Below are 21,046 nucleotides of genomic sequence, written 5' to 3'. Positions count from 1 at the left end.
AAGTGATGGCAACAACACCTACGAATACGACGCCTTCCGCAGAACGAGCAAAGTGACCACGAAAGCGGGCCTAACGCAAATAAACCGCTACGATGCCGAAGGCCTGCGCTGCGAAATGGAAGAAAACGGCAAGCTCGTGCAGTTCATCTTCAACGAGAACAAGGAAGTAATCGCGGAAAAAGAGGATGGAAATATCACAAGATTAATCCGCTCCAGTGACCTTTGGGCAAGAGAATCCGAACCGGAGAAAATTTGGTATCACTATGCCAGCGATGAACAGGGAAGTACCATCTTCATCACAGACGCAGAAGGCGAAGTAAAAAATCGCTACACCTACGACGCGTTTGGTAATACAATAGAATCGGAAGAACAGATTCCCAATCGATACCAGTACACGGGCCAGCAGCTAGACCCGCTAACTCAGCAATACTACCTGCGTGCAAGATTCTATAATCCAGCAATTGCCAGATTCACACAGGAAGATGAGTACCACGGCGACGGGCTGAATCTTTATGCTTACTGCGCGAATGACCCTGTGGATTATTATGATCCGAGTGGATACTATAAAAATCCTGTGGGAGAAACGATAGGCGGGATATCTAGAAAAGATTGGGAGGCATACTTAAATGATATTGAGAAGTGTACGAATCGAAAAATTAGTAAAGAACAAAAAGAATTATTGGAAAAATATTTAAAAGATCATGATGTTTCTCAGCCGATAGATAAAGCAGTAAAAAATAAGATAGATGCAGAGTTTAATAAAAATAAAAAACACTTAAGGAATAAATGGGCGGAGAAAAACGGAATTGATTATCCAGTATATACACAGGAACAAATAAATTCTAATCCTAAATATAGAAATAGAATCGCAGGGGAAGCATATGATTTGCATCATATTATTCCAAGGGCATATGGAGGCCCTAATGAGTGGTGGAATATGATACCTGCTGGGAGACCTGTTGAGCATCAAGGTGGTATACATAGAAAAGATGGTTTTTACAAAAAGTTGTTTCCAAAAGGATAAAGTGGAGGTATATTATGAATGACTTTTCGTGGTTGAAAAAATGTTCTTATAATGAGTATGGATATGATAATTATAATCCGGAATATAAACATCGTTTTTTGCAACAAAATGAAGAGAAGATTGAAGCGGAAGAGAAACGGATGAATAGAAAATTCCCAGGTGAATTGCGTGATTTTTATCTTCAAATAGGAGCAGGGTCACTTTGTATATTTAATCATGATAATCATGATGAAATAATGCAACCTGAAGATGTGGTGAATTTTATATTAGGAGAAGATTATTTTGAAACGTGTTCATATCGTGACGAAGTGAATATGAACACAACAATGGTTTTTTTTAGCTTAGGTGATGATGTGTATTTTAGCTTGGATTTATCACAAATGGATAAAGATGGAATATGTCCTATAGTTGCTTATCCAGAGTATGAGCCTATTGTTTTAGCATATTCTTTAAAAGAGTTTATAATGAAAATGGAAAAAAAATTAGACTTTTATGAGGAGCTTTTGTGAAGGAGGACAGAGGTATGACGTGAAGTAATTAATAATTATTACGAACAATGTAATAAACAATAAGTAGAATAGTAGAACCATCCAGAGGCCATAAGAAGAGAAACGAATTATGGCCTTTTTGAATGCGTGTTACCCGTCGCCTATGATTGCGCGGGCCGCCGCATCAAGGTGGAGACCGCTGGCGGCAGTGGCTCGGCCTACGAATACACCGCCGCAGGCTGGCAGGCAAGACTCGCCACCAACGGCGGTGCCAGCCAGGTCTATCACTACGATGCCCAGGGCAATGTCACAGGCATCGTTGATGGCAACGGCAATGAAACGAGCTACGTCCTCGACAGCTGGGGCCGCATCACGGAAATCCGCAAAGCTGATGGTAGTAAAGAAAACTACGCCTATGATTTTGCAGGCAACATCACCGAAGCCGTGGATGGTAATGGCAATAAACGCAGCTATGCATACGATGACAACAACCAGCTAAAGACCATAACCTATCCGGATGGCAGTCAGGAGCAGTATCTTTTCACTGCCGACGGGAAACTAATCCAATTCCAAGACCGAAATGGTATAACGAATGAGTACCAGTGGAATGTCTACGGCAGTCTTATCGAGCGCAAGGCAGGCAATCTGCGCAATAGCTATGAATATGCACCGAATGGGCAGCTTATAGCGGCCATCGCAGGCGGCATGGACTACCGCTACACCTACGACCGAGACGGCCTGCTGCTCAATAAGAAAGCCAGCGGCAAAACGCTTTTGGCCTATACCTACGATGAGCTGGGCCGCAAGATAAGCCAGACTGACATCACAGGCCGGCAAGTCAGCTACCGATTTGACAAGTCAAATCAACTCGTTGACATATGCAACGAACTTGACCAGTCAATTGTCAAATTTACCCGCGATGCCGATGGTGCCATCCAAAAGATAACCCACGCCAACGGCATGTGGCAGGATATTGCCTATGACGCGGATAAAAACATCACCAGCCTGACCGTGGCCACGCCCGATAAGATTTTGGCGCAGAACACCTACCGCTACGACGGCAACGGCCAGCGCATCGAGAAAAGTGAGCTGGCGGGCAAAACGTTGTACACCTACGACAGCTTAAACCGTCTGGCACAGGCCGAATATCCGACCTATACGGAACAATTCACCTACGATAACGCCGGCAACCGTCTGACTCGGACGGCCAAGGATATCGAAGAGCAGTATATCTACGATGTCAATAATCGTCTGACAAAGCGAAAAGTCAACGGTCAAGTGGAAACCTATCGCTACGATAACGCAGGAAATCTGCTCCAAGATAGCAGCAACACCTACGAATACGATGCCTTCCGCAGAACCAGCAAAGTAACGACGAAAGCGGGCATAACGCAAATAAACCGCTACGATGCCGAAGGCCTCCGTTACGAAATGGAAGAAAACGGCAAGCTCGTACAGTTTATCTTCAACGAAAACAAGGAAGTAATCGCGGAAGAAACAGAAGGCAACATCACAAGATTAATCCGCTCCAGTGACCTTTGGGCCAGAGAATCCGAACCAGAGAAAACTTGGTATCACTATGCCAGCGATGAACAGGGAAGTACCATCTTCCTCACGGATGCAGAAGGAAAAGTAAAAAATCGATACACCTACGATGCCTTCGGTAATACAATAGAAGCGGAAGAACAAATACCAAACCGCTACCAATACACCGGCCAGCAGCTAGACCCGCTAACCCAGCAATACTACCTGCGCACAAGATTCTATAATCCAGCAATTGCCCGATTCACGCAGGAAGACGAATACCACGGCGACGGGCTGAATCTCTATGCCTATTGTGCGAATGACCCTGTGGATTATTATGATCCGAGTGGGTATAGTTGTGATGGGCTAAAAGATCCTGTAAAGAATGATAAGGTTGTAAGGAATTGGAAGGGGGAAGAAGTAAAAATACCAGAAGGGCATAAAATGAGCCCGAGAGACCCGGATATGTCAAGAGAACCTATTTTTGAGAAAGGACCGTTTTCTTCGGAAGAAAGAGAAGAATTTTTGCAGGGAAATTCAGCAAGAACTCATTTGGCACCTCATCATAGACATCAAATTCCTGTAAGAGATGGTGGAGTTATTGATGAAATACCTGGCCCCGGTCATCCAAAAGGAAATCAGCACACGGCTGGAACTCCCAATAGACATCCAGGAAAATCTATTTTTAATTCGGAACCCAAAGGAAATCAATTAAGAAAAAAAGAGATAAGCGATCATTGGAAAGAAAAAGGGAAACGCTTAGTTAAGGATGAAGAGGAAGATGTTTGGTTTGATCCAGGCCCTAAAAAATAATGGAGGAATATTATTATGACGATACAAGACATTATGAGTAAAGAACAGATACCTTACTGTGTTATTGTAAATAATACATTGAAATGCAAGATTTGCTTGGGGGATAAAAACAAGGTTTTTCCAGATGATTTGATAAGAATGATAGAAAATGATGAGACGTTAAGCAATTTAATACAATCCTTAGAAAAACAAATGTTACCTGCACATTGGGGACAAGGAAAAATAGAAATGTTGGCTTCGGTTCCAAGGGAGAAAATAGTAGTTTTATTATTCTATTACGCTAATGATGATGTCATTTTTGAGTATAGAAGAGGGAAGAAAATAGATACAGATTTAAAAGGTTTAGATTATGAAAAAATTTTTAATAAGGAAGAAATATCTTAACTGTACAATAGTACGAATATATGTCGAAAGAGGCAGAAAAACGCAATCCCAAGCGTAATCGCAAGTGGTGGGCGACGACCTGCTATACCTATGATTTTGCGGGCAACATCACCGAGGCCGTTGATGGCAATGGCAACAAACGCATCTATGCATACGATGACAACAACCAGCTGAAAGCCATAACCTATCCAGATGGCAGTCAGGAGCAGTATCTTTTCACTGCCGACGGAAAACTAATCCAATTCCAAGACCGAAATGGTATAACGAATGAGTACCAGTGGAATGTCTACGGCAGTCTTGTTGAGCGCAAGGCAGGCGACCTGTGCAACAGCTATGAATATGCGCCGAACGGCCAGCTTATAGCGGCCATCGCTGGTGACATGGACTACCGCTACACTTACGACAAAGACGGCCTGCTGACCGCCAAGAAAGCCAGTGGCAGGACGCTATTGGCCTATACCTACGACGAACTGGGCCGCAAGACCAGTCAGACAGACATCACGGGCCGAAAAGTCAACTACCGATTTGACAAGTCAAATCACTTAGTGGTTATATGCAACGAAGCTGACCAGTCAATTGTCAAATTTGACCGCGATGCCGATGGCGCCATATGATAATATTTTTATCATATGGTTTGCATGAAAAATGGAGAGCACTAATGAATGAAAAAAATAGAAAAATTATGCTTGATGGGATATCTGAAGTATTGAGAGATGTGGAAGAACGATATTCTACTGTTAGGTTGGAAAGCGGAATATTGAATCTCATATATATTCGGTATAAAAAGGCTTATGAAATAATTAAAGAAAAAAGAGAAAATGAAAAAATAATGTATATATATGGAGGTGTACGTGCGTATTTGGACTCGTATAGCGATTGGGATAATCCTCTGTTATCAAAAATGGGTTATGTAGAAGATTTGTACAGTGAATATATTCGGAAAAGATAACTTTAATTGTAGAATAAATACCCAAAAGATCATAAGAAAAATAATTGATTATACCTGCGACGAACTGGGCTGTAAGATCGGTCAGACAGATATCACGGAGCAAAAATAAACTACTGAGTTGACAAGGTGAATCACTTAGATAATATGTAGTGACCTCCAATTGCAAGCATCGTGGATTTACCTGTATGATAATAGAAGAAAGTCAAAATCAACAGGATTTACCGCATACAAATTGAGGTCACATATGAAAAGTAAAGTATGCATCTGCAATTAATGTTCCTAAGTTGGGATATACTATAAAAGCAGATAAAGGTGTACTGGACAGGAGTACGAAAGGAATATCTTCTGCTAGACAATTATTGGCTCGTGATATTAAAGAGGTGCGTAGAGTATACCCTGATATACCGAATGGTGAATTAAGAGTATTAATAAATATGAATAAATTAAAATACCCCGAGATGAGAAAATGAATATAAAGGAAAGTGCTGAGGTGGTAGATTATGACAGGAGAGGAATTTGTAAAGCTTTGCAAGGAAGAACAGAGAATGGTTTTAGAAGAATATTTTGATGATAAATCTAAATCTGAAGTTGGTGATATAATAAAAAAGTTAGTTCAAACAGGTGTAAGTAAGGATGATTTATTTAATTTGGTCGATACAGTGCTGAAAGAGAGTTATTATACTTTGTTGTTAGGCTTGGATGGTGCGTGTTCGTTGGGAAATAAACAAGTTACATATAAATTGTATGATGAAGAAGGGAATTTATTAAACGAATGTGGAGAAATTGAGGAAAGCGCATATAGCTATTTTATGAATACCATTTGAAAGTCGAGCAATGTTCCCAAGTGCATCTACTAAACCGTATACTATTTATAGAATTGCTAAGCCTATTGATGCTATAGGTGGGGAAATTGTACCTTGGTTTAATAAACCGGGAGGGGGGCAGCTTGGTTTATCAAGTTCAGTTGGATAGTTAGTTAAGAGTGGACACTTGGAAAGGATTGTTGTTTATTGATGAATATCACAATGATGTTAGAGGTCATCTTTTGGCTAAATAATTTCAAATATAAGAAGATAATGAACAGAACGGAATGATGATATGAATAAGGAAATTTATGAGTGCTTACAGAGAAAAATAGAGGTTATAAAACATAGTGAAAAAGAATGGGATAAATTGCAGGAACAACATAATGTGTTTTTTCCAAAGGATTATATCGCGTTCGTTGATTTTTATGGAGGTGGCGCTATTGATGGTTTTTTGTGGATATATACGCCTTGGGGAGAAAATGAAAATATAAATTTTTTTGAATGTGCGGAAGAAGTTATAGAGGCCTATAAGATATCTCATGATGAATTTCCAGATGATTTTCCATTTAAAGTATATCCTGAAAATTGGGGATTGCTACCATTTGGAGGGACAGATAATGGGGATGATTTTTATTGGCTAAAAACAGGTGATAATCCTGATTTCTGGAGAATAGTTGTGTATGATGGTAGATCGACAAACTATTATGAGTATGAAATGTCATTGACTGATTTTATAGTGGGAGTGATTACAGGTGATGTTCAATGTGAAGTGTTGCCTGATACATGGCAAGGAGCAAAATCTCTTACATTTATGAACATTGAATAGCCTGAATAAAAATGTAGGGCTACATCTACGATGCCGATAGCAACAGCATAGAGATTCAGCTCACCGATGGCAGCAAGATCCAGCGCGAGTATGATATCGTCGACCGCATGACAGCCGAGACGGTAATCGACAGTGCTTCAAGGCAGGCGACCTGCGCAATAGCTACGAATATGCGCCGAACGGCCAACTACAAATTTGACTTGTCAAATTTGTAGTTGATATACGCAATGAAGTTGACCAGTCAATAGTCAAATTTGACCGCGATGCCGATGGCGCCATCCAAAAGATAACCCATGTCAACAGCATGTGGCAGGACATTGCCTATGATGCAGACAAAAACATAACGAGCCTTACCGTAGCAACGCCGGGTAAAAGACGCTTTACACCTATGACAGCCTGAATTGCTTACAGCAGGCCGAATATCCGACGTATACGGAAAGTATAAGGTGATAGCGTTTAATCCACAAATAAAACCGGTTCTTAATCCATTTAGGTTGAAGTGATAAGAGGTAAATTGTTATGGAAAAAGTAGAAATGATTTCTTATGATTTGGCGAATGGAATTAATTATGAACAAATAGAGTTGGAAAAGCCTTCGTGGGAACTATCCATTTAGGATGTGTAGTGGCTTGCTTGTTGTGATGATTATTGTCAGTTTTGGCGCTATGTGGATGATATCAACGAACTTGACGAATTAGGCTGCAAAGAGGAATTGTTTCAGGAATATGTACAGTGCAAGAATTCGCATCCGCTTGACTTTGTGCGGAAATACCTGCATCGAGATTGGGATGTGCGCGGTTATTTATTTCAGTGTATATACTGTGGAAAATATCATCTGTGGGTGGATGTAGATTGGCAGCAAATATCAATACGACAGCGCAGGCAGGCTGGCAGACGAAGATTGCGACGAGCGGCGATGCGAGCAAGACGTATCGCTACGCCGGATAAACTGCTGGCGCAGAAGTGAGAGTCTAAAAAATGGAGGATAGAAATTGTCAAATGATGAAAATTTTAAAATAAGATACAAGAAGCTAGCAGAAGTGAAAGAATTTATTGAGCGCAATGTCGATGAAATACTATTTGTTGCTGGAGGAATACAAAATGATGATATAAAACAGATGGAAAATGATTTGGGCGTTGTTTTTCCAGTAGACTATAAGCTTTTTCTGAAGGAGTATGGCGGATGTTCTGTATTAGGAGTAACGATATTTGGTGTCACAGCGATGCCTTATCCGAGTATTGTTGATATAACAAAGGAATATAGGCAGTATGGATTGCCAAATAGATATATAGTATATGAAAATTGTGACGAATATGTAAATTGTATAGATGCTGATCCGAGCTCAGAAAGGTTTGGTGAAACTATATCATGGAGCTATGTAGATAAAAAAGTGCATTATTATGGAAGAAAATTTTTTGAATCATTTATTTTAGAATTAAGTGATGCAGAGGAGAATTTATAGTTGAATATTAGTAGTTTTGAGGAGGTAAAAATTTAGAATAGATATTTTGGAAATGAACAATAAATGAGTATCTCAGTCTTATCGAGCGCAAGGTAGGCGACTTGAGCAACAGCTATGAATATGCGCCGAACAGTCAATTGACCGCTGCTATAGCTGACGGTATGGGGGAATTCAAAATGTTGGGGATGAAGAGGAATTGAAAAAATATGATTGGCAAAAAATGATAAGTGAATATATTAATGAGAATCATGTGTCATTTACAGGAGGGGTGGATGTAAAAAGAATTACAGATATTGAGAATGAATTAGGAGTGACATTTCCGGATAGTTATAAGTGCTTTTTAAGAAACTATGGAAGTGGTGGACTCTTTGGTGTAGAAATTGTTGGATGTGATTATGGTATACCACCTACGGTCGTTGAATTGACCAAATCTTATAGGGAAGATGATATGCCAAGCGATTTTGTAATAATAGAAGATGCTGGTGAATACCAATATTGCTTACAAACGTCAAAAATGAAGGATGGAGAATGTCCTGTGGTCAATTGGGCTGTTGATGAAGATGTTATATTTGAGGCTGATGATTTTTCGGAATTCTTTTTAAGTAGAATATGTGATGGAGAGGAGAATTGGAAAATTTTAAAGTAGTATTGTGTGTATGTTATGTACTGCTATATATACAAGCGATAGAAAAGGCTATCTGTCGAAATGATGTTGGGAGCGGCTGTCGTTGTAGAACTATTGGATTTGTTAAGGTGAGAAAGGGAAAGTATGGACGATAAATTTCAGCCGATAGTGCAGGAAGCTGTAGATTTGATTTGGAAGCATAATGATTCTAAAAGTTGTGAGAAGGGGCAGGCTATGCTGCGCAGGGCAGCGGACGACGGAGATGCAGAATCCTGGGCACTATTGTCCCTGACCTATTTAGGAAAGCCTTGGATAGGGGAAAATGGCAACGTAGGGACGGATATGGCAGAAGCCGAACACTGTCTGAAAAAGAGTCTGTCAGAAGGTAGTCCGGTAGGTTTGTTGGCGATTCTCGCAAGACGTGGCCTCTACCCTACGGAGGAATTGGATTTTTGGGATTATTGGGCTGATGAAAAAGAGACAGCTGTTGCAGAAATGGAAGAATATACCGAAGGCGATGGCAATGGAGAAGGCTTGGCAGCATATCTTTTGGGGATGGCTTATTTGCGTGGCGGTATTGATATACTGACAGGTAAACGGCTGGAGAAAAGAGAACGGCGGCAGTTTGCTAAAACTTTCATGGAACGTGCCCGAGCTCAGGGTATAAAGATGAATTACAATCCAGAGGAAATGTCGCCGCTCGACGATTCGGATGCTGACTGGAGGTTAAAGCTGTGGCTGCAGAATGGCATGGCTATTACCTTTGACCGCTATGATGCAGAAGAATTCCGAGCCGCACTGGAAATAATGGAAGACACCTATAAAGTCATAGAGCTATACCATGATGAGGATTATCTCTCTGTTCGTCAGACGGAAGAATATTATGAACTCCATGCTATGCTGAACGGCAAAGGTGCTTTGCGCAGGGAACCTTCAAGGGAACAGGTTTTATGCCTTTTGCGGGCTTGGTTTGAGGGAAAGACAGACATTTCTTCAGAGGGCTGGCAGAATGATGACCGGGCAGTGCGATATGTAAAGTGGCAACGGTATCTGGATAAGGCGGAAGTTTGTAAAAATCGTGATGCCCTAGAAGAAATGGTGACGGCATTTAGACAGGCTGCCAATATGGACTGTGGAAAGGCTATGGTTCGCTTGGGGTGTTATCATCAGGAAAAAGGGGAAAAGGATGCTGCTAGGCAGTGGTTTTTGCGGGCCATAAAAACGGAAGCGCATGATGATGTAAAAGATGCCTGCTATTATTTGGGTTGCTTGGAAGATGGCCCACTAGCTGTGCAGTATTTTGAAAAAGCCGCCAAGATGGGGGTTGCTGCTGCTTGGACAAAACTTGGGAACTGTTATCGTAGTGGACTAGGTACTCTTACCAACACAGAAAAAGCCATGACCTGTTACAAAAAAGGTGCAGATCTTGGAGACTATGAGGCTTTGTATGTGATGGCAAGCAGCTGCAGAGGCGAAGATGGAACGTGGCAGGATATACCGAAAGCAATAGCCTGTTTGCGAAAGGTATTATCCGAGGAAAACGATTGGCAAAATGAGGCACGTCTCTTGCTAGCGCAAGTCTTCATGGCTCAGAATCCTGGGAAAAATTCCAGCCGGATAGAAAGTTTGCTGGTGGAAACCAAATACGACAAATACTTCCCTGGTTGGCTGGAACTGGCCCATTATTATAAAGCGCATGGCAGAATCTATCAGTATGGCCAAGAGATGGATGCCCTGATCAAGGCAGGATATGAACCGGCCATAAAAGAAAAGGAAGATATGTATCGGGGCAGTGAGTGGAGTGAATTGTTCTAAGGGGATGTGATAGAAATTATGGAAGAGCAAATACAGCAGGAAATCTGTCCACCACCGGATAGTCTTACTATTTCAGATGTGGATTCTAAGCTGATAAGGTGGATAGAAGCAGAACAAGCTATAGTCAAGGCTGTCAATGGATGGGACTGTCATAAAGATGATGCACTGAAGCAGAGAAAGGGTAGATGTTATCTACTTGAAAAGCATGAGGCAGGCTCACGCCTTCAGCTGATTGATCAGATTATGAGTTTGGGAAGTTTGTCTCCTAACTCAGTTTGGGACATGTCAAAGGCCATCGAACTGGCAACTATCGGATATTTAGCGGATTACCTGACTTTGCGAGAAGCGTTGAATGTGTCTGTCACTGCTGGCCAGCGCATTCAAAAATGTACCAGCAGCTGGGAAAAAATGGGGACAGCCTATCTTCGCTATCTGAAAACCTTTGAAGGCAATTCCAAAAGACTGAGAGCAAGTGAGGCAGCCTTTGAACAACTAAGGAACTCCTCGGATTCCCTTTATAAAGCGGTGCCGTTTGACATGGAACTAAAAAAGACCTGGTAAACTTAATCTAATATATGTGCGATATAAAAAGGCTTATCAAATATTAAGGAACCCAAGCAGTTTTGAAGCATGGGTTCGCTCGATGATGCCAGCTAAATGCGGGCAATGGTAGATTTTGACTAGATTTTGTGCTAAACTGTAAACAGTGTTTCTCTGGAAGAGATATATTGTTTACATGGGGTGAGGTAATCGTTATGATCAATCAGAAAATGTATGAACTTGGGACGAAGAAGTCGACAATCCGTACGATCTTTGAGTTTGGCCGTAAGCGGGCGGCTGAGGTCGGCGAGGAGAATGTCTATGATTTCAGCTTGGGCAATCCGAATGTGCCGACGCCGGAGTTCATCAAGGCGGCAGCTGTCGATGTGCTGACGAATATGGAGCCGAGTGCGGTGCATGGCTATACGGTGGCGCCGGGCGCACCGCAGACGCGCGCGGCATTGGCCAAGAGTGTCAATAAGCGCTTCGGTACGAATTTTGCGGCGAAGAATTTCTTTATGACGGCAGGAGCCGCTGCGGCAATAACGATTTGCTTCAAGGCATTGGCGCAGCCGGAAGACGAGTTCATAACCTTTGCGCCATTTTTCCCTGAGTATCGTGCGTTTGTCGAGTCGGTGGGGGGCAAGCTCGTAGTCGTGCCAGCACAGCCTGCTGATTGGCAGATTGATTTTGCGGCGTTTGAGAAGCTTGTGACGAATCATACGAAGGCGGTCATCGTCAACTCGCCCAATAACCCGAGTGGTGCTGTGTATTCAGAGGAAACGATCCAAAAGCTTGCGGATATCCTGCGCCGCAAGGAAGAGGAATTCCATCATCCCATTTTTATCATTTCCGATGAGCCGTACCGTGAGATTGCCTTTGAGGGCTATACGGTTCCCTATGTGCCGAAGTTCTATGACAATACGCTGGTCTGCTATTCGTACAGCAAGTCGTTCTCGCTGCCGGGCGAACGTATCGGCTATATCGTCGTGCCCGATGAGGTGGCTGATTTTGGCAAGGTATACGGTTCGATTGCGGGTGCGGCCCGCGTGCTCACGCATGTCAATGCGCCGTCCCTCTGGCAGCTGGTCATTGGCCGCTGTGCCGATATGCCATCGGATATTTCTACCTATGTCAAGAACGGTCAACTGCTCTATCAGGGGTTAAAAGATGCGGGCTTTGAATGCGTCAAACCCCAGGGCGCATTCTATCTTTTCCCGAAATGCCTGGAGGAGGATGACTACGCATTCTGTGAGCGGGCGAAAAAGTATGACTTGCTGCTCGTGCCGGGGACAGATTTCGGCTGCCCAGGCTATTTCCGCGCCGCGTACTGCATCAAGACCGAAACCATTGAAAAATCGCTGCCTTTGTTCAAGAAGCTGGCAGACGAATACAAGAAGTAAACTGTTTGGATACAGGTTGACCCGTCAGATTTTGACGGGTCATTTTCTTTGCGAATTAAAAATATATTTGCCGTGTATTAACAGGATTTTGACTTTTCGAGGCGAATACACATGTTAGAATTGTTTGAAAAGTCATAAAACCAAAGAATTGTTTGTTGTGCCGAAGGAGACGGCTAATGTGGGCTTCGGAGGTAAGGGAGTGATGACTGGTGGCAGAAAATGAACCGATGGTAGAGGTCTTTATTTATGAGACGCGCCAGTTCCTGGAGCAGTTGGAGCAGGTCGCGCTTGCAAGTGAGGACAGCGGCAGCTTCCAGCCAGAGGATGTCAATGAAGTGTTTCGGGCCATGCACACCATCAAGGGCTCGGCAGCCATGATGCTCTATGATGAAATCTCGCATCTGGCGCATGCGGTTGAGGATATCTTTTTCTATATCCGGGAGCTGCATCCAGAGAAGATCGATGTATCTGCTGTGACGGATATTGTGCTGACGGCTGTGGATTTCATGAATGGTGAGCTCGATAAGCTCGATAGCGGAGGACAGCCGGATGCTTCGAGTGAGGGGCTGCAGAAATCCACGCATGATTTCCTGCGGAATTTCAAGATCGAAAATGGACATGATCCCGATGTGGATCTGCGCAAGGCGAAGAAGACGGCGGCACCTAAGGTGGCCGGAGCGGCAGAACCGGCAAAGCAGCAGTACTTCATCCAAGCGGTCAAGCCCGAGGAAGTCAAGACAGAATCGGGCAGCAATCATGTCTATAAAGCGGTGCTGCATTTCGATCCCGATGGCGGGATGGTAGAGGTCAGGGCCTTCGGTGTGATCAATCGCCTGGAGGATCAAGCTGGTGAGCTGCACTATCTGCCGGAAAAGATCATCGAGGATGAGACAGCCGCTGATATCATCATCAAGGATGGATTCAAGCTGTGGTTCACGACGGGGCTGGGCGTTGAGGAAGTCCGCAAGCTGCTGGATGAAACGATGTGCTTGACGGGGCTGGAGCTTGTGGAGCTGTCGTCGACGGCAGAGTGCGAGTATTGGCCGACACCCAAGCAGAAGGCAGCTCAGGCGGTAGAAGAATCATCGCCGATTGTGCCGGTGAAGCCTGAGGCCAAGCCGCGGCCAGCGCCGATGAAGCAGAGCGGCCATGAGGGACATGAGTCGCAGATGATAAGTGTCCGCGTGGATAAGCTCGACCGGCTGATGGAGCTGGTCGGGGAGATGGTCATCGCCGAGTCGATGGTGACACAGAATCCCGATATCCGGGGCATGGAGCTGGCGAATTTCGACAAGGCGGCCCGGCAGCTGCACAAGATCAATGGGGAGCTGCAGGACAGGGTCATGGCGCTCCGGATGGTGCCTTTGGAGGCGACGTTCAAGAAGATGAACCGCATCGTGCGGGATATGACGAAAAAGCTCGGCAAGCAGGCAAAGCTCGTGCTGGTCGGCGCAGATACTGAGGTCGATAAGAATGTCACAGAGCATATCGGCGATCCGCTGATGCATATCATCCGCAATTCCATCGACCACGGCATCGAGATGCCGGAGGTGCGCAAGGAGGCTGGCAAGCCGGAGCTGGGAACCGTGGTGCTCTCGGCGCAGAATGCCGGTGGCGAGGTCGTCATCCGTATTGAAGACGATGGCGGTGGCATGAACCGCGACCGCATCATGAAGAAGGCCAAGGAAAAGGGTATCCTGACGAAGCCAGAGGAGGAATATACGGATCAGGAGGTCTATAGCTTCATTTTTGCTCCCGGGTTTTCGACCAAGGAACAGGTCACAGAGTTTTCCGGGCGCGGCGTGGGGATGGATGTGGTCGTCTCGAATATCAAGGCCTTGGGGGGAACTATAATGGTTGACAGCAACCCCGGCAAGGGCAGTGTGACGATAATCCGGATTCCGCTTACGCTGGCCATCGTGGAGGGCATGTGCATCAAGGTCGGAGGTTCCGGGTATACGATACCCATCAGTGCCATCCGCCGTTCGTTCCGTCCGGAGGAAGAGGATATTTTCCTCGATGTGTCGGGGCAGGAAATGTTTATGGAGGCAGGGCAGCCCTGCCCAATCGTGCGGCTGCACAAGCTGTATGCCATCGAGAGCGCGCAGGAGCGGCTTACGGAGGGCATCCTGCTGGTGACAGAGGCCGATGACCACTATCTGGGCATCTTTGCCGATGAGCTGGTGGGCGTTCAGCAGATTGTCGTAAAGCCAGTGCCGGGGTATATCCAGGCGATGACGAAGATGACGGGGATTACAGGCTGCACGATCCTGGGGGACGGCAGCATCAGCTTGATTATCGACCCGGGGAAACTCATGGGCTTGCTGGTTGAATGATAGGAGGAACGGAAATGGATGAAGAACTCCTGCAAGAGGAAGATACACAAAAGGATAAATATCTGACCTTTACACTGGGCGAGGAGCTTTATGGCATCGATATCCGCGTAGTCATCGAAATCATCGGCATCCTGCCGGTGACCAAGGTGCCGGAGGTGCCAGATTATGTGCGCGGTATCATCAATCTCCGCGGCAAGATCATTCCGGTCATCGACATGCGGCTGCGGTTTGGCCGGGAGTTCCGGCCTTATACGGATCGTACCTGTGTCATCGTCATCGAGGTCAAGGAGGTACTGCTTGGACTTATCATCGATGGGGTCAGCGAGGTGCTGTCCATCCCTGAGGGGCAGACGGTGGCTCCGCCGGAGCTGAAGTCAGCCAGCAATCGCTACATCCGGAGTATCGGCAAGCTGCCAGATAGCAAGGTGGTGCTGCTGCTGGACTGGGAAAAACTGTTCGATGTGGAAGAAGAGAAGATGCTTAGCGGGATGAATGAGGAAAGAGGGAACGAAAATGGAGCTGTTTAAGAATATGAAGATCAGTACCCAATTGGTGACATTGACGGGAATACTCGGAGCCTTGATCGTGCTGACAGCTGCCTGTTGCCTTTACCTGCTGAGCTCCGTCAGCGACCAGTATCAGAAGGTTTATGATGAAGATGCCTATGCGGCTACTCTGGCGACACAAGCAGGGAAACTTTTCACAGAGTCCCGCAACGAGTATACACGGTTCTTGACGCGCGTAGATCCGGCGATGCGGCAGGAATCCATGACGAACATGCAGAAGCGTGACAAGGAACTCGATGTGGTGTTTGCCGAGCTGGAGAAACGCGCCATTTCGGCAGAGGCCAAGAGGGTGATGAGTGACATCCGCGCGCAGATCGATACGTTCCGCAGCCAGCGTGATGCGCTGATCAAGGCGCAGCCAGCGCCGGGCGCGCCGGTGGAGACTTTGCCCGAGGCCAAGCGGGCATCGGAAACCGGCTATAAACTTGCACAGAGCTTTGAGTCCGTGATGGAGATGGGCAATAAGAGCACACAGGAGGAGTTCAAGAAAATCAAGGATGAAATCGATAGGGCGATGCTGATTTCGGTCATCAATATTGCGCTGGTAGTCATCCTGTCGATGTTCTTTGGCATGCGGCTGGCCCGCAATATCGGCAGCCGTATCAATCGGATGGCGGATGCTGCTGAGGTGATCGGAAGTGGCGATCTCAGCCAGCCGATGAAGCCGGAGAGCAACGATGAGATCGGGCAGGCGGTCGCGCATTTTGAGCATATGCGCCAGAATCTCAACCAGTCGATGAACAATATCCATGTGGCAGCGGAGCAGGTAGCCGCAGGCTCGCGCAATGTCTCTGAGGCCAGTGTGTCCCTTTCGCAAGGGGCGGCGGAGCAGGCGTCTTCGGTCGAGGAGCTTTCAGCCTCGATTTCGGAGATCTCGTCGCAGACGGCCAGCAATGCGGAAAATGCGGGCAAGGCCAATAACCTCACGATCCAGGCGCGCCAGCAGGCAGCTGTCGGCGATGCCGATATGAAGGAAATGCTTGCGGCTATGGAGGACATCAATACGTCGTCGGCCAATATCTCCAAGATCATCAAGGTCATCGATGAGATCGCCTTCCAGACCAATATCCTGGCTCTCAATGCAGCCGTAGAGGCCGCCCGGGCCGGGCAGCATGGCAAGGGGTTTGCCGTGGTGGCTGAAGAGGTGCGGAATCTGGCGGCACGCAGTGCCAAGGCGGCGAAGGAAACCACAGAGCTTATCGAAGACTCGATCGCGAAGGTGGAGTCTGGGCGGGCAATCGCTGGCAAGACGGCTGAGGCGCTTATGATCATCATGAACAATGTCTCGGAAGTAGCCGATATCGTGAGCTCGATCGCCAAGGCCTCCAGTGAGCAGAAGCTGGCCCTGGAGCAGATCGACCAAGGCGTCTTGCAGGTATCGCAGGTCGTGCAGGCGAATTCGGCGACCTCGGAAGAAGCGGCATCGGCCAGTGAGCAGCTCAATGCACAGGCGGCCCGGCTGCGGGAGACTTCTGATCAGTTCCGCCTGGCACCCGGCGGTCCGCGGGGGATGGGGAACTATAACCGGCCAAAGCCTGTGGTGCGTCCGGCAGCATCCCCGGCAGCTCCGGTTGCGCCGCTGGCAACCAAGCAGGCAGAGCCCAAGGCGTATACATATACCGATGATGAGGAAGGATTTGGCAAATACTGATGGAGGATTCGGTATTTTTAGCATATGCGAGTATCGTGGATCGCGCGTTTGGCATCCAGCTGCCGCGGGAGAAGAAGGCTCTTCTGGAGTCGCGCTTGCAGAGGCTGTTTCATGAAGGGGCGGAGACGGCCAAATATCGCGATGCCGCAGGTTTCTTGAAGGCGTTGAAGCAGGATGGCACCGGGAAGCTCTTGAAAGTGCTGGCTGAGGCTATCACCACGCACCACACGTTTTTTATGCGTGAGGCAGATCATTTTTGGTTCTATCGGGATACGGTGCTGCCTTGGATAGCATCATCGGTTCAGGACGGCGATATACGTACCTGGTGCGCGGCTTGTTCCACGGGGCAGGAGGCCTATACTCTGGCAATGCTGCTGCAGGATCAATTCGGGCTGCAGGGATCGCGGTGGGAAAAGACACTTCTGGCGACGGATCTATCGCTGGAGGTGCTGGAGACGGCGAAAACGGGAATCTATGGGGCAGAATCGCTGGCGGGGCTGCCGGAGAACTGGCTGCATGGCTACTTCCATGCAGTGAGCGGCGGCCGGCGGCAGGTCAATGATGTGATCCGCCAGCAGGTGCTGTTCCGTCCCTTCAATCTGATGACTCCCCAGTTCCCGTTCAGGAAGCCCTTCCATGTGATTTTCTGCCGGAATGTCATGATCTATTTTGATGCGCCGGTACGGAACCGGCTTGTGCGGCAGTTCTATGAGTACCTGGAGCCCGGCGGTTACCTTTTTGTGGGCCATTCGGAGACGGTGGAGCGGCAGGCGGCACCCTTCCAATATGTGATGCCGTCGGTTTACCGCAAGCCCTTGGATGCCGCGCCCCGTGAGCCGCAGCAGCTCAGCGGCATGTATCAGCGGACGCAGGCCGCTGCGGCTGGCATCCAGCGCAATATCCAGCTGGCCAGGCGGGCCGTGGCAACGGGCCGGGCAGAGCCGCATGAGACGCCGAAGGCAGTGAAGCTGATCGCCCTCGGCGCATCTACGGGGGGCACTGAGGCACTGGCAAGCCTTATCCAGGGGCTGCGCCCGCCGCTGCCGCCGATTGTCATCGTCCAGCATATCCCCTATGGATTCAGCCGGCTGTTTGCAGAACGCTTGAACAATGAGTCGGCGTTCACGGCAGCGGAGGCTGTGGATGGTGAGCATCTGCAGCCCAATCACATCTATGTCGCACCGGGAGACCGGCAGATGCGCGTCCGGCGGCTGGGCAGTGAGTTTTTCGTTGCTTGCCGTGGCACGGAGCAGGTCAGCGGCCATTGCCCGTCAGTGGATGTGCTGTTTGCGTCGGTGGCCGAGGCTGCGGGGGCAGAGGCGCTGGGCGTAATCCTTACCGGTATGGGAGCCGATGGGGCAGAAGGATTGCTGGCTATGCGGAAGAAGGGGGCGCGCACGCTGGGGCAGGACGAAGCGACCAGTGTGGTTTATGGTATGCCGCGGGTGGCTTTCGAGCGCGGCGCGGTCATGCGGCAGCTGCCGCTCCACGCCATTGCGGGCTGCATCATGAGCTTGGCGCATCAGCCACTGACAGCTGGAGAGGATGAAGACAATGACAAATGAGGCATATGGACAGATTCCTGACTCAGTCCTGCGAGGGCTTCTGGGGAGTCTGGGTGACGGTCTTATCCTGACGGATCTGGAGGAAAAGATAACCTATATCAATAAAAGTGCCAAGCGGATCCTGGACCGGACGGACAAGCAGGCCTTGGGGCATTTGTTCAGCGAGGTCTGCCCGCTGGTCAATCTGAAAACGGGGCGCAGTTTCCAAAGCCCGCTGCAAACGGCACTCCAGGAGCGGCGCTCGGTGGGACTGGCGCGCAATATCGGCATCCTGCGCGGCGAGCAGAAAGAGGCTATCTATTTGTCCGCGACGTGTTCCCCGCTGCATCTGGATGAGGGGGAGATCGTGGGCTGCGCAGTGATCCTGCGCAATATCACGCACCTGCGCCGGCTGGAGGTACGGATCGAGGCAGATCATGTCTATATGCGCACCGTATTTTCGGCGGCGCAGGTAGGGCTGTGTGTGCTGAATGACAGGGGGGCTATCGTCGATATCAACGATGCTGGCCTTGAGACCATGGAAACCACTTACAGGGAATCGGTGGGGAAGCAGTTCGGTGATGTATTCCGCTGCGAGAACAGTGTGGAAGGCGGCTGCGGCCATGGCCAGTACTGTGCGACCTGCCCCATCCGCCATCAGATCGAGACCGCGATATCTACGGAGGGGTATACCAGCCAGATCACGGCGGCGATGCACAGCGTCCGCCGCAAGGAAAGGATATGGCTGCGGATGTTCTTCTCGCAGGCCTGGTCGGAGATCGGCAAGCAGACAATCGTCACGATGATTGACGTATCGCAGCGCAAGAAACGCGAGGATGCCCTGGAGGAGGCACGGGAGCGTGCGGAGGCGGCCAGCCGGACGAAGAGCCAGTTCCTGGCCAATATGAGCCATGAGATCCGCACGCCGATCAATGGGATGAATGGCATGATTGATTTGACACTGCATACGGAGCTTACTGAAGAGCAGCGGGAGAATCTCACAAGTGCCAAGCAGTGTTCGGAGGACCTGCTGCGGATCATCAACGATATCCTCGATTTTTCCAAGCTCGACTGCGGGAAGATGGAGCTTGAGTCGCTGGATTTTGACCTACACAAGACCCTGCGGCGGGTCTGCACGGTGCATCGCAAGGTGGCCAAGGGCAAGGGGCTGTATTTCCGGCTGCCGGATCTGAAGGCCGTGCCGCGGTTCATCACTGGCGATCCGATGCGGTTCCGCCAGATCCTGCACAATCTGCTGACCAACGCGGTGAAGTTCACCAATGAGGGTGGGGTGGCCGTCGAGGTGAAAAAGACTTACCGCAAGGATATGCCCGTGCTGAGCATCGCGATTCATGATACGGGGATTGGCATGTCCTTTGCCGAGCAGAAGAAACTCTTCCAGCCGTTCAGCCAGGTAGATGGCTCTACGACGAGGAAGTTCGGCGGGACAGGGCTCGGGCTCATGATCGTCAAGGATCTGGTCGAGGCTATGGGCGGCGAGATCACTGCTCATTCGGCCCCGCAGTGCGGCAGCAACTTCACTTTTTGGATTCCGCTGTATGAGGCAGATGGGGAGGATGAAGAAAGCCTGGAACGGTCGGTGTTCATCAATGAGAGTTGGAATGAAAGCGGAAATCGGGAGGCGCAGGCCAAGGCGGAGGAGACGGATATCAGTGATATCGCAAGCCTGCTGGCGTACTGTGAGCAGCGTCTCGATGATGATGGAGGGGATGCATGATGAAGATACTGATTGCAGAGGATGACCGGCTCAGCCGGGTCTTCCTGAAAAAGTTCATGGGCAATTACGGCAGCTGTGATGTGGCTGTCGATGGGATGGAGGCGCTCGATCTTTTCATGGATGCGATAAAAGACAAGGAGCCCTACGATCTATTGTGCCTGGATATCATGATGCCCCGTATCGATGGGCTGAAGCTCTTGAAGGCCATCCGCGTCCTCGAAAAGCAGCATCAGCTCAAGCATACCTGCATCATCATGATGACGGCGCTGGCGGATGTGGAATATGTCGACCAGGCACTGGAGCTGGGTTGCGATGCTTATGCGGCCAAGCCCATCGATACCGATAAGGTGACCCTGGTCATGAAGAACCTGGGACTGTTGAAAGAATAGGGATACCACCAAGAGCTTTTCTTCGCGGAAAGGCTCTTTTTCACTGGATAATGCCCTGTGGCTATGATAAAATAATATTATCTTGAATTGTGCCGCAAATGAGAAATCCGATAGATAACAGACAATGGATTCTGGGCACAACGGAAATAAACTGAATGAAGCT

General features: G+C 48.1%; 20 protein-coding genes and 1 pseudogene. All 21 read left to right on the top strand.

The window, feature by feature from the left end; genetic code table 11:
* A partial coding sequence (locus tag FZ041_RS14875) for an RHS repeat-associated core domain-containing protein (protein WP_255449411.1) occupies nucleotides 1-1,024 on the top strand: 1,024 nt, incomplete at its 5' end.
* A gap of 14 nt (nucleotides 1,025-1,038) precedes the next feature.
* Nucleotides 1,039-1,533 (top strand): SMI1/KNR4 family protein, encoded by a 495-nt coding sequence (locus tag FZ041_RS12695; protein WP_149189836.1) that lies wholly within the window; start codon nucleotides 1,039-1,041, stop codon nucleotides 1,531-1,533.
* Between the two features lie 126 nt (nucleotides 1,534-1,659).
* Nucleotides 1,660-3,849, top strand: a complete 2,190-nt coding sequence (locus FZ041_RS12690) for an RHS repeat domain-containing protein (protein WP_187626382.1) — start codon at nucleotides 1,660-1,662, stop codon at nucleotides 3,847-3,849.
* 15 nt (nucleotides 3,850-3,864) lie between these two features.
* The gene (locus tag FZ041_RS12685) at nucleotides 3,865-4,233 is read left to right on the top strand and encodes a hypothetical protein (protein ID WP_149189834.1); all 369 of its coding nucleotides are present in this window, start codon (nucleotides 3,865-3,867) and stop codon (nucleotides 4,231-4,233) included.
* Between the two features lie 20 nt (nucleotides 4,234-4,253).
* Nucleotides 4,254-4,847, top strand: a complete 594-nt coding sequence (locus tag FZ041_RS12680; RefSeq protein ID WP_149189833.1) for an RHS repeat domain-containing protein — start codon at nucleotides 4,254-4,256, stop codon at nucleotides 4,845-4,847.
* A 44-nt stretch (nucleotides 4,848-4,891) separates the two neighbouring features.
* Nucleotides 4,892-5,182, top strand: a complete 291-nt coding sequence (locus tag FZ041_RS12675; RefSeq protein ID WP_149189832.1) for a hypothetical protein — start codon at nucleotides 4,892-4,894, stop codon at nucleotides 5,180-5,182.
* 500 nt (nucleotides 5,183-5,682) lie between these two features.
* Nucleotides 5,683-6,006: a hypothetical protein gene (locus tag FZ041_RS12670; RefSeq protein ID WP_149189831.1), complete on the top strand. Its 324-nt coding sequence runs from the start codon at nucleotides 5,683-5,685 to the stop codon at nucleotides 6,004-6,006.
* A gap of 10 nt (nucleotides 6,007-6,016) precedes the next feature.
* Nucleotides 6,017-6,154: a glycohydrolase toxin TNT-related protein gene (locus FZ041_RS14990; protein WP_149189830.1), complete on the top strand. Its 138-nt coding sequence runs from the start codon at nucleotides 6,017-6,019 to the stop codon at nucleotides 6,152-6,154.
* Between the two features lie 126 nt (nucleotides 6,155-6,280).
* Nucleotides 6,281-6,814, top strand: a complete 534-nt coding sequence (locus tag FZ041_RS12660) for an SMI1/KNR4 family protein (RefSeq protein ID WP_149189829.1) — start codon at nucleotides 6,281-6,283, stop codon at nucleotides 6,812-6,814.
* A 636-nt stretch (nucleotides 6,815-7,450) separates the two neighbouring features.
* Nucleotides 7,451-7,651, top strand: a pseudogene (locus FZ041_RS14985) (CbrC family protein); the annotation flags it as partial.
* Between the two features lie 154 nt (nucleotides 7,652-7,805).
* The gene (locus tag FZ041_RS12650; RefSeq protein ID WP_149189827.1) at nucleotides 7,806-8,276 is read left to right on the top strand and encodes an SMI1/KNR4 family protein; all 471 of its coding nucleotides are present in this window, start codon (nucleotides 7,806-7,808) and stop codon (nucleotides 8,274-8,276) included.
* Nucleotides 8,277-8,472: 196 nt separating this feature from the next.
* Nucleotides 8,473-8,922 (top strand): SMI1/KNR4 family protein, encoded by a 450-nt coding sequence (locus FZ041_RS12645; protein ID WP_149189826.1) that lies wholly within the window; start codon nucleotides 8,473-8,475, stop codon nucleotides 8,920-8,922.
* A gap of 123 nt (nucleotides 8,923-9,045) precedes the next feature.
* Entirely contained in the window at nucleotides 9,046-10,716 is a 1,671-nt protein-coding gene (locus tag FZ041_RS12640) for a tetratricopeptide repeat protein (protein ID WP_149189825.1), read from the top strand.
* 18 nt (nucleotides 10,717-10,734) lie between these two features.
* Nucleotides 10,735-11,277, top strand: coding sequence for a DUF1266 domain-containing protein (locus tag FZ041_RS12635; RefSeq protein WP_149189824.1), 543 nt, complete (start codon nucleotides 10,735-10,737; stop codon nucleotides 11,275-11,277).
* Between the two features lie 194 nt (nucleotides 11,278-11,471).
* On the top strand, nucleotides 11,472-12,659 hold the full coding sequence (locus tag FZ041_RS12630; RefSeq protein ID WP_075443063.1) for a pyridoxal phosphate-dependent aminotransferase: 1,188 nt from the start codon (nucleotides 11,472-11,474) through the stop codon (nucleotides 12,657-12,659).
* Between the two features lie 209 nt (nucleotides 12,660-12,868).
* Nucleotides 12,869-14,995, top strand: a complete 2,127-nt coding sequence (locus tag FZ041_RS12625) for a chemotaxis protein CheA (protein WP_149189823.1) — start codon at nucleotides 12,869-12,871, stop codon at nucleotides 14,993-14,995.
* Between the two features lie 14 nt (nucleotides 14,996-15,009).
* Nucleotides 15,010-15,522 (top strand): chemotaxis protein CheW, encoded by a 513-nt coding sequence (locus FZ041_RS12620; RefSeq protein ID WP_149189822.1) that lies wholly within the window; start codon nucleotides 15,010-15,012, stop codon nucleotides 15,520-15,522.
* Nucleotides 15,523-15,526: 4 nt separating this feature from the next.
* Nucleotides 15,527-17,212, top strand: a complete 1,686-nt coding sequence (locus FZ041_RS12615) for a methyl-accepting chemotaxis protein (RefSeq protein WP_187626381.1) — start codon at nucleotides 15,527-15,529, stop codon at nucleotides 17,210-17,212.
* Nucleotides 17,212-18,777, top strand: coding sequence for a chemotaxis protein CheB (locus FZ041_RS14595; RefSeq protein WP_222931169.1), 1,566 nt, complete (start codon nucleotides 17,212-17,214; stop codon nucleotides 18,775-18,777). The genes FZ041_RS12615 and FZ041_RS14595 overlap by 1 nt, the downstream gene beginning before the upstream one ends.
* The gene (locus FZ041_RS12605) at nucleotides 18,767-20,494 is read left to right on the top strand and encodes an ATP-binding protein (RefSeq protein ID WP_187626380.1); all 1,728 of its coding nucleotides are present in this window, start codon (nucleotides 18,767-18,769) and stop codon (nucleotides 20,492-20,494) included. The genes FZ041_RS14595 and FZ041_RS12605 overlap by 11 nt, the downstream gene beginning before the upstream one ends.
* Nucleotides 20,491-20,883: a response regulator transcription factor gene (locus FZ041_RS12600; RefSeq protein ID WP_255449410.1), complete on the top strand. Its 393-nt coding sequence runs from the start codon at nucleotides 20,491-20,493 to the stop codon at nucleotides 20,881-20,883. The genes FZ041_RS12605 and FZ041_RS12600 overlap by 4 nt, the downstream gene beginning before the upstream one ends.
* Nucleotides 20,884-21,046 lie beyond the last annotated feature (163 nt).

The sequence above is a fragment of the Pseudoselenomonas caprae genome, from assembly GCF_008271345.1.
In the GTDB taxonomy this organism is placed as follows: domain Bacteria; phylum Bacillota; class Negativicutes; order Selenomonadales; family Selenomonadaceae; genus Selenomonas_A; species Selenomonas_A caprae.
The sequence above is the reverse complement of the archived record's forward strand: the minus strand, read 5'-3'. Positions and strand labels throughout refer to the sequence as shown.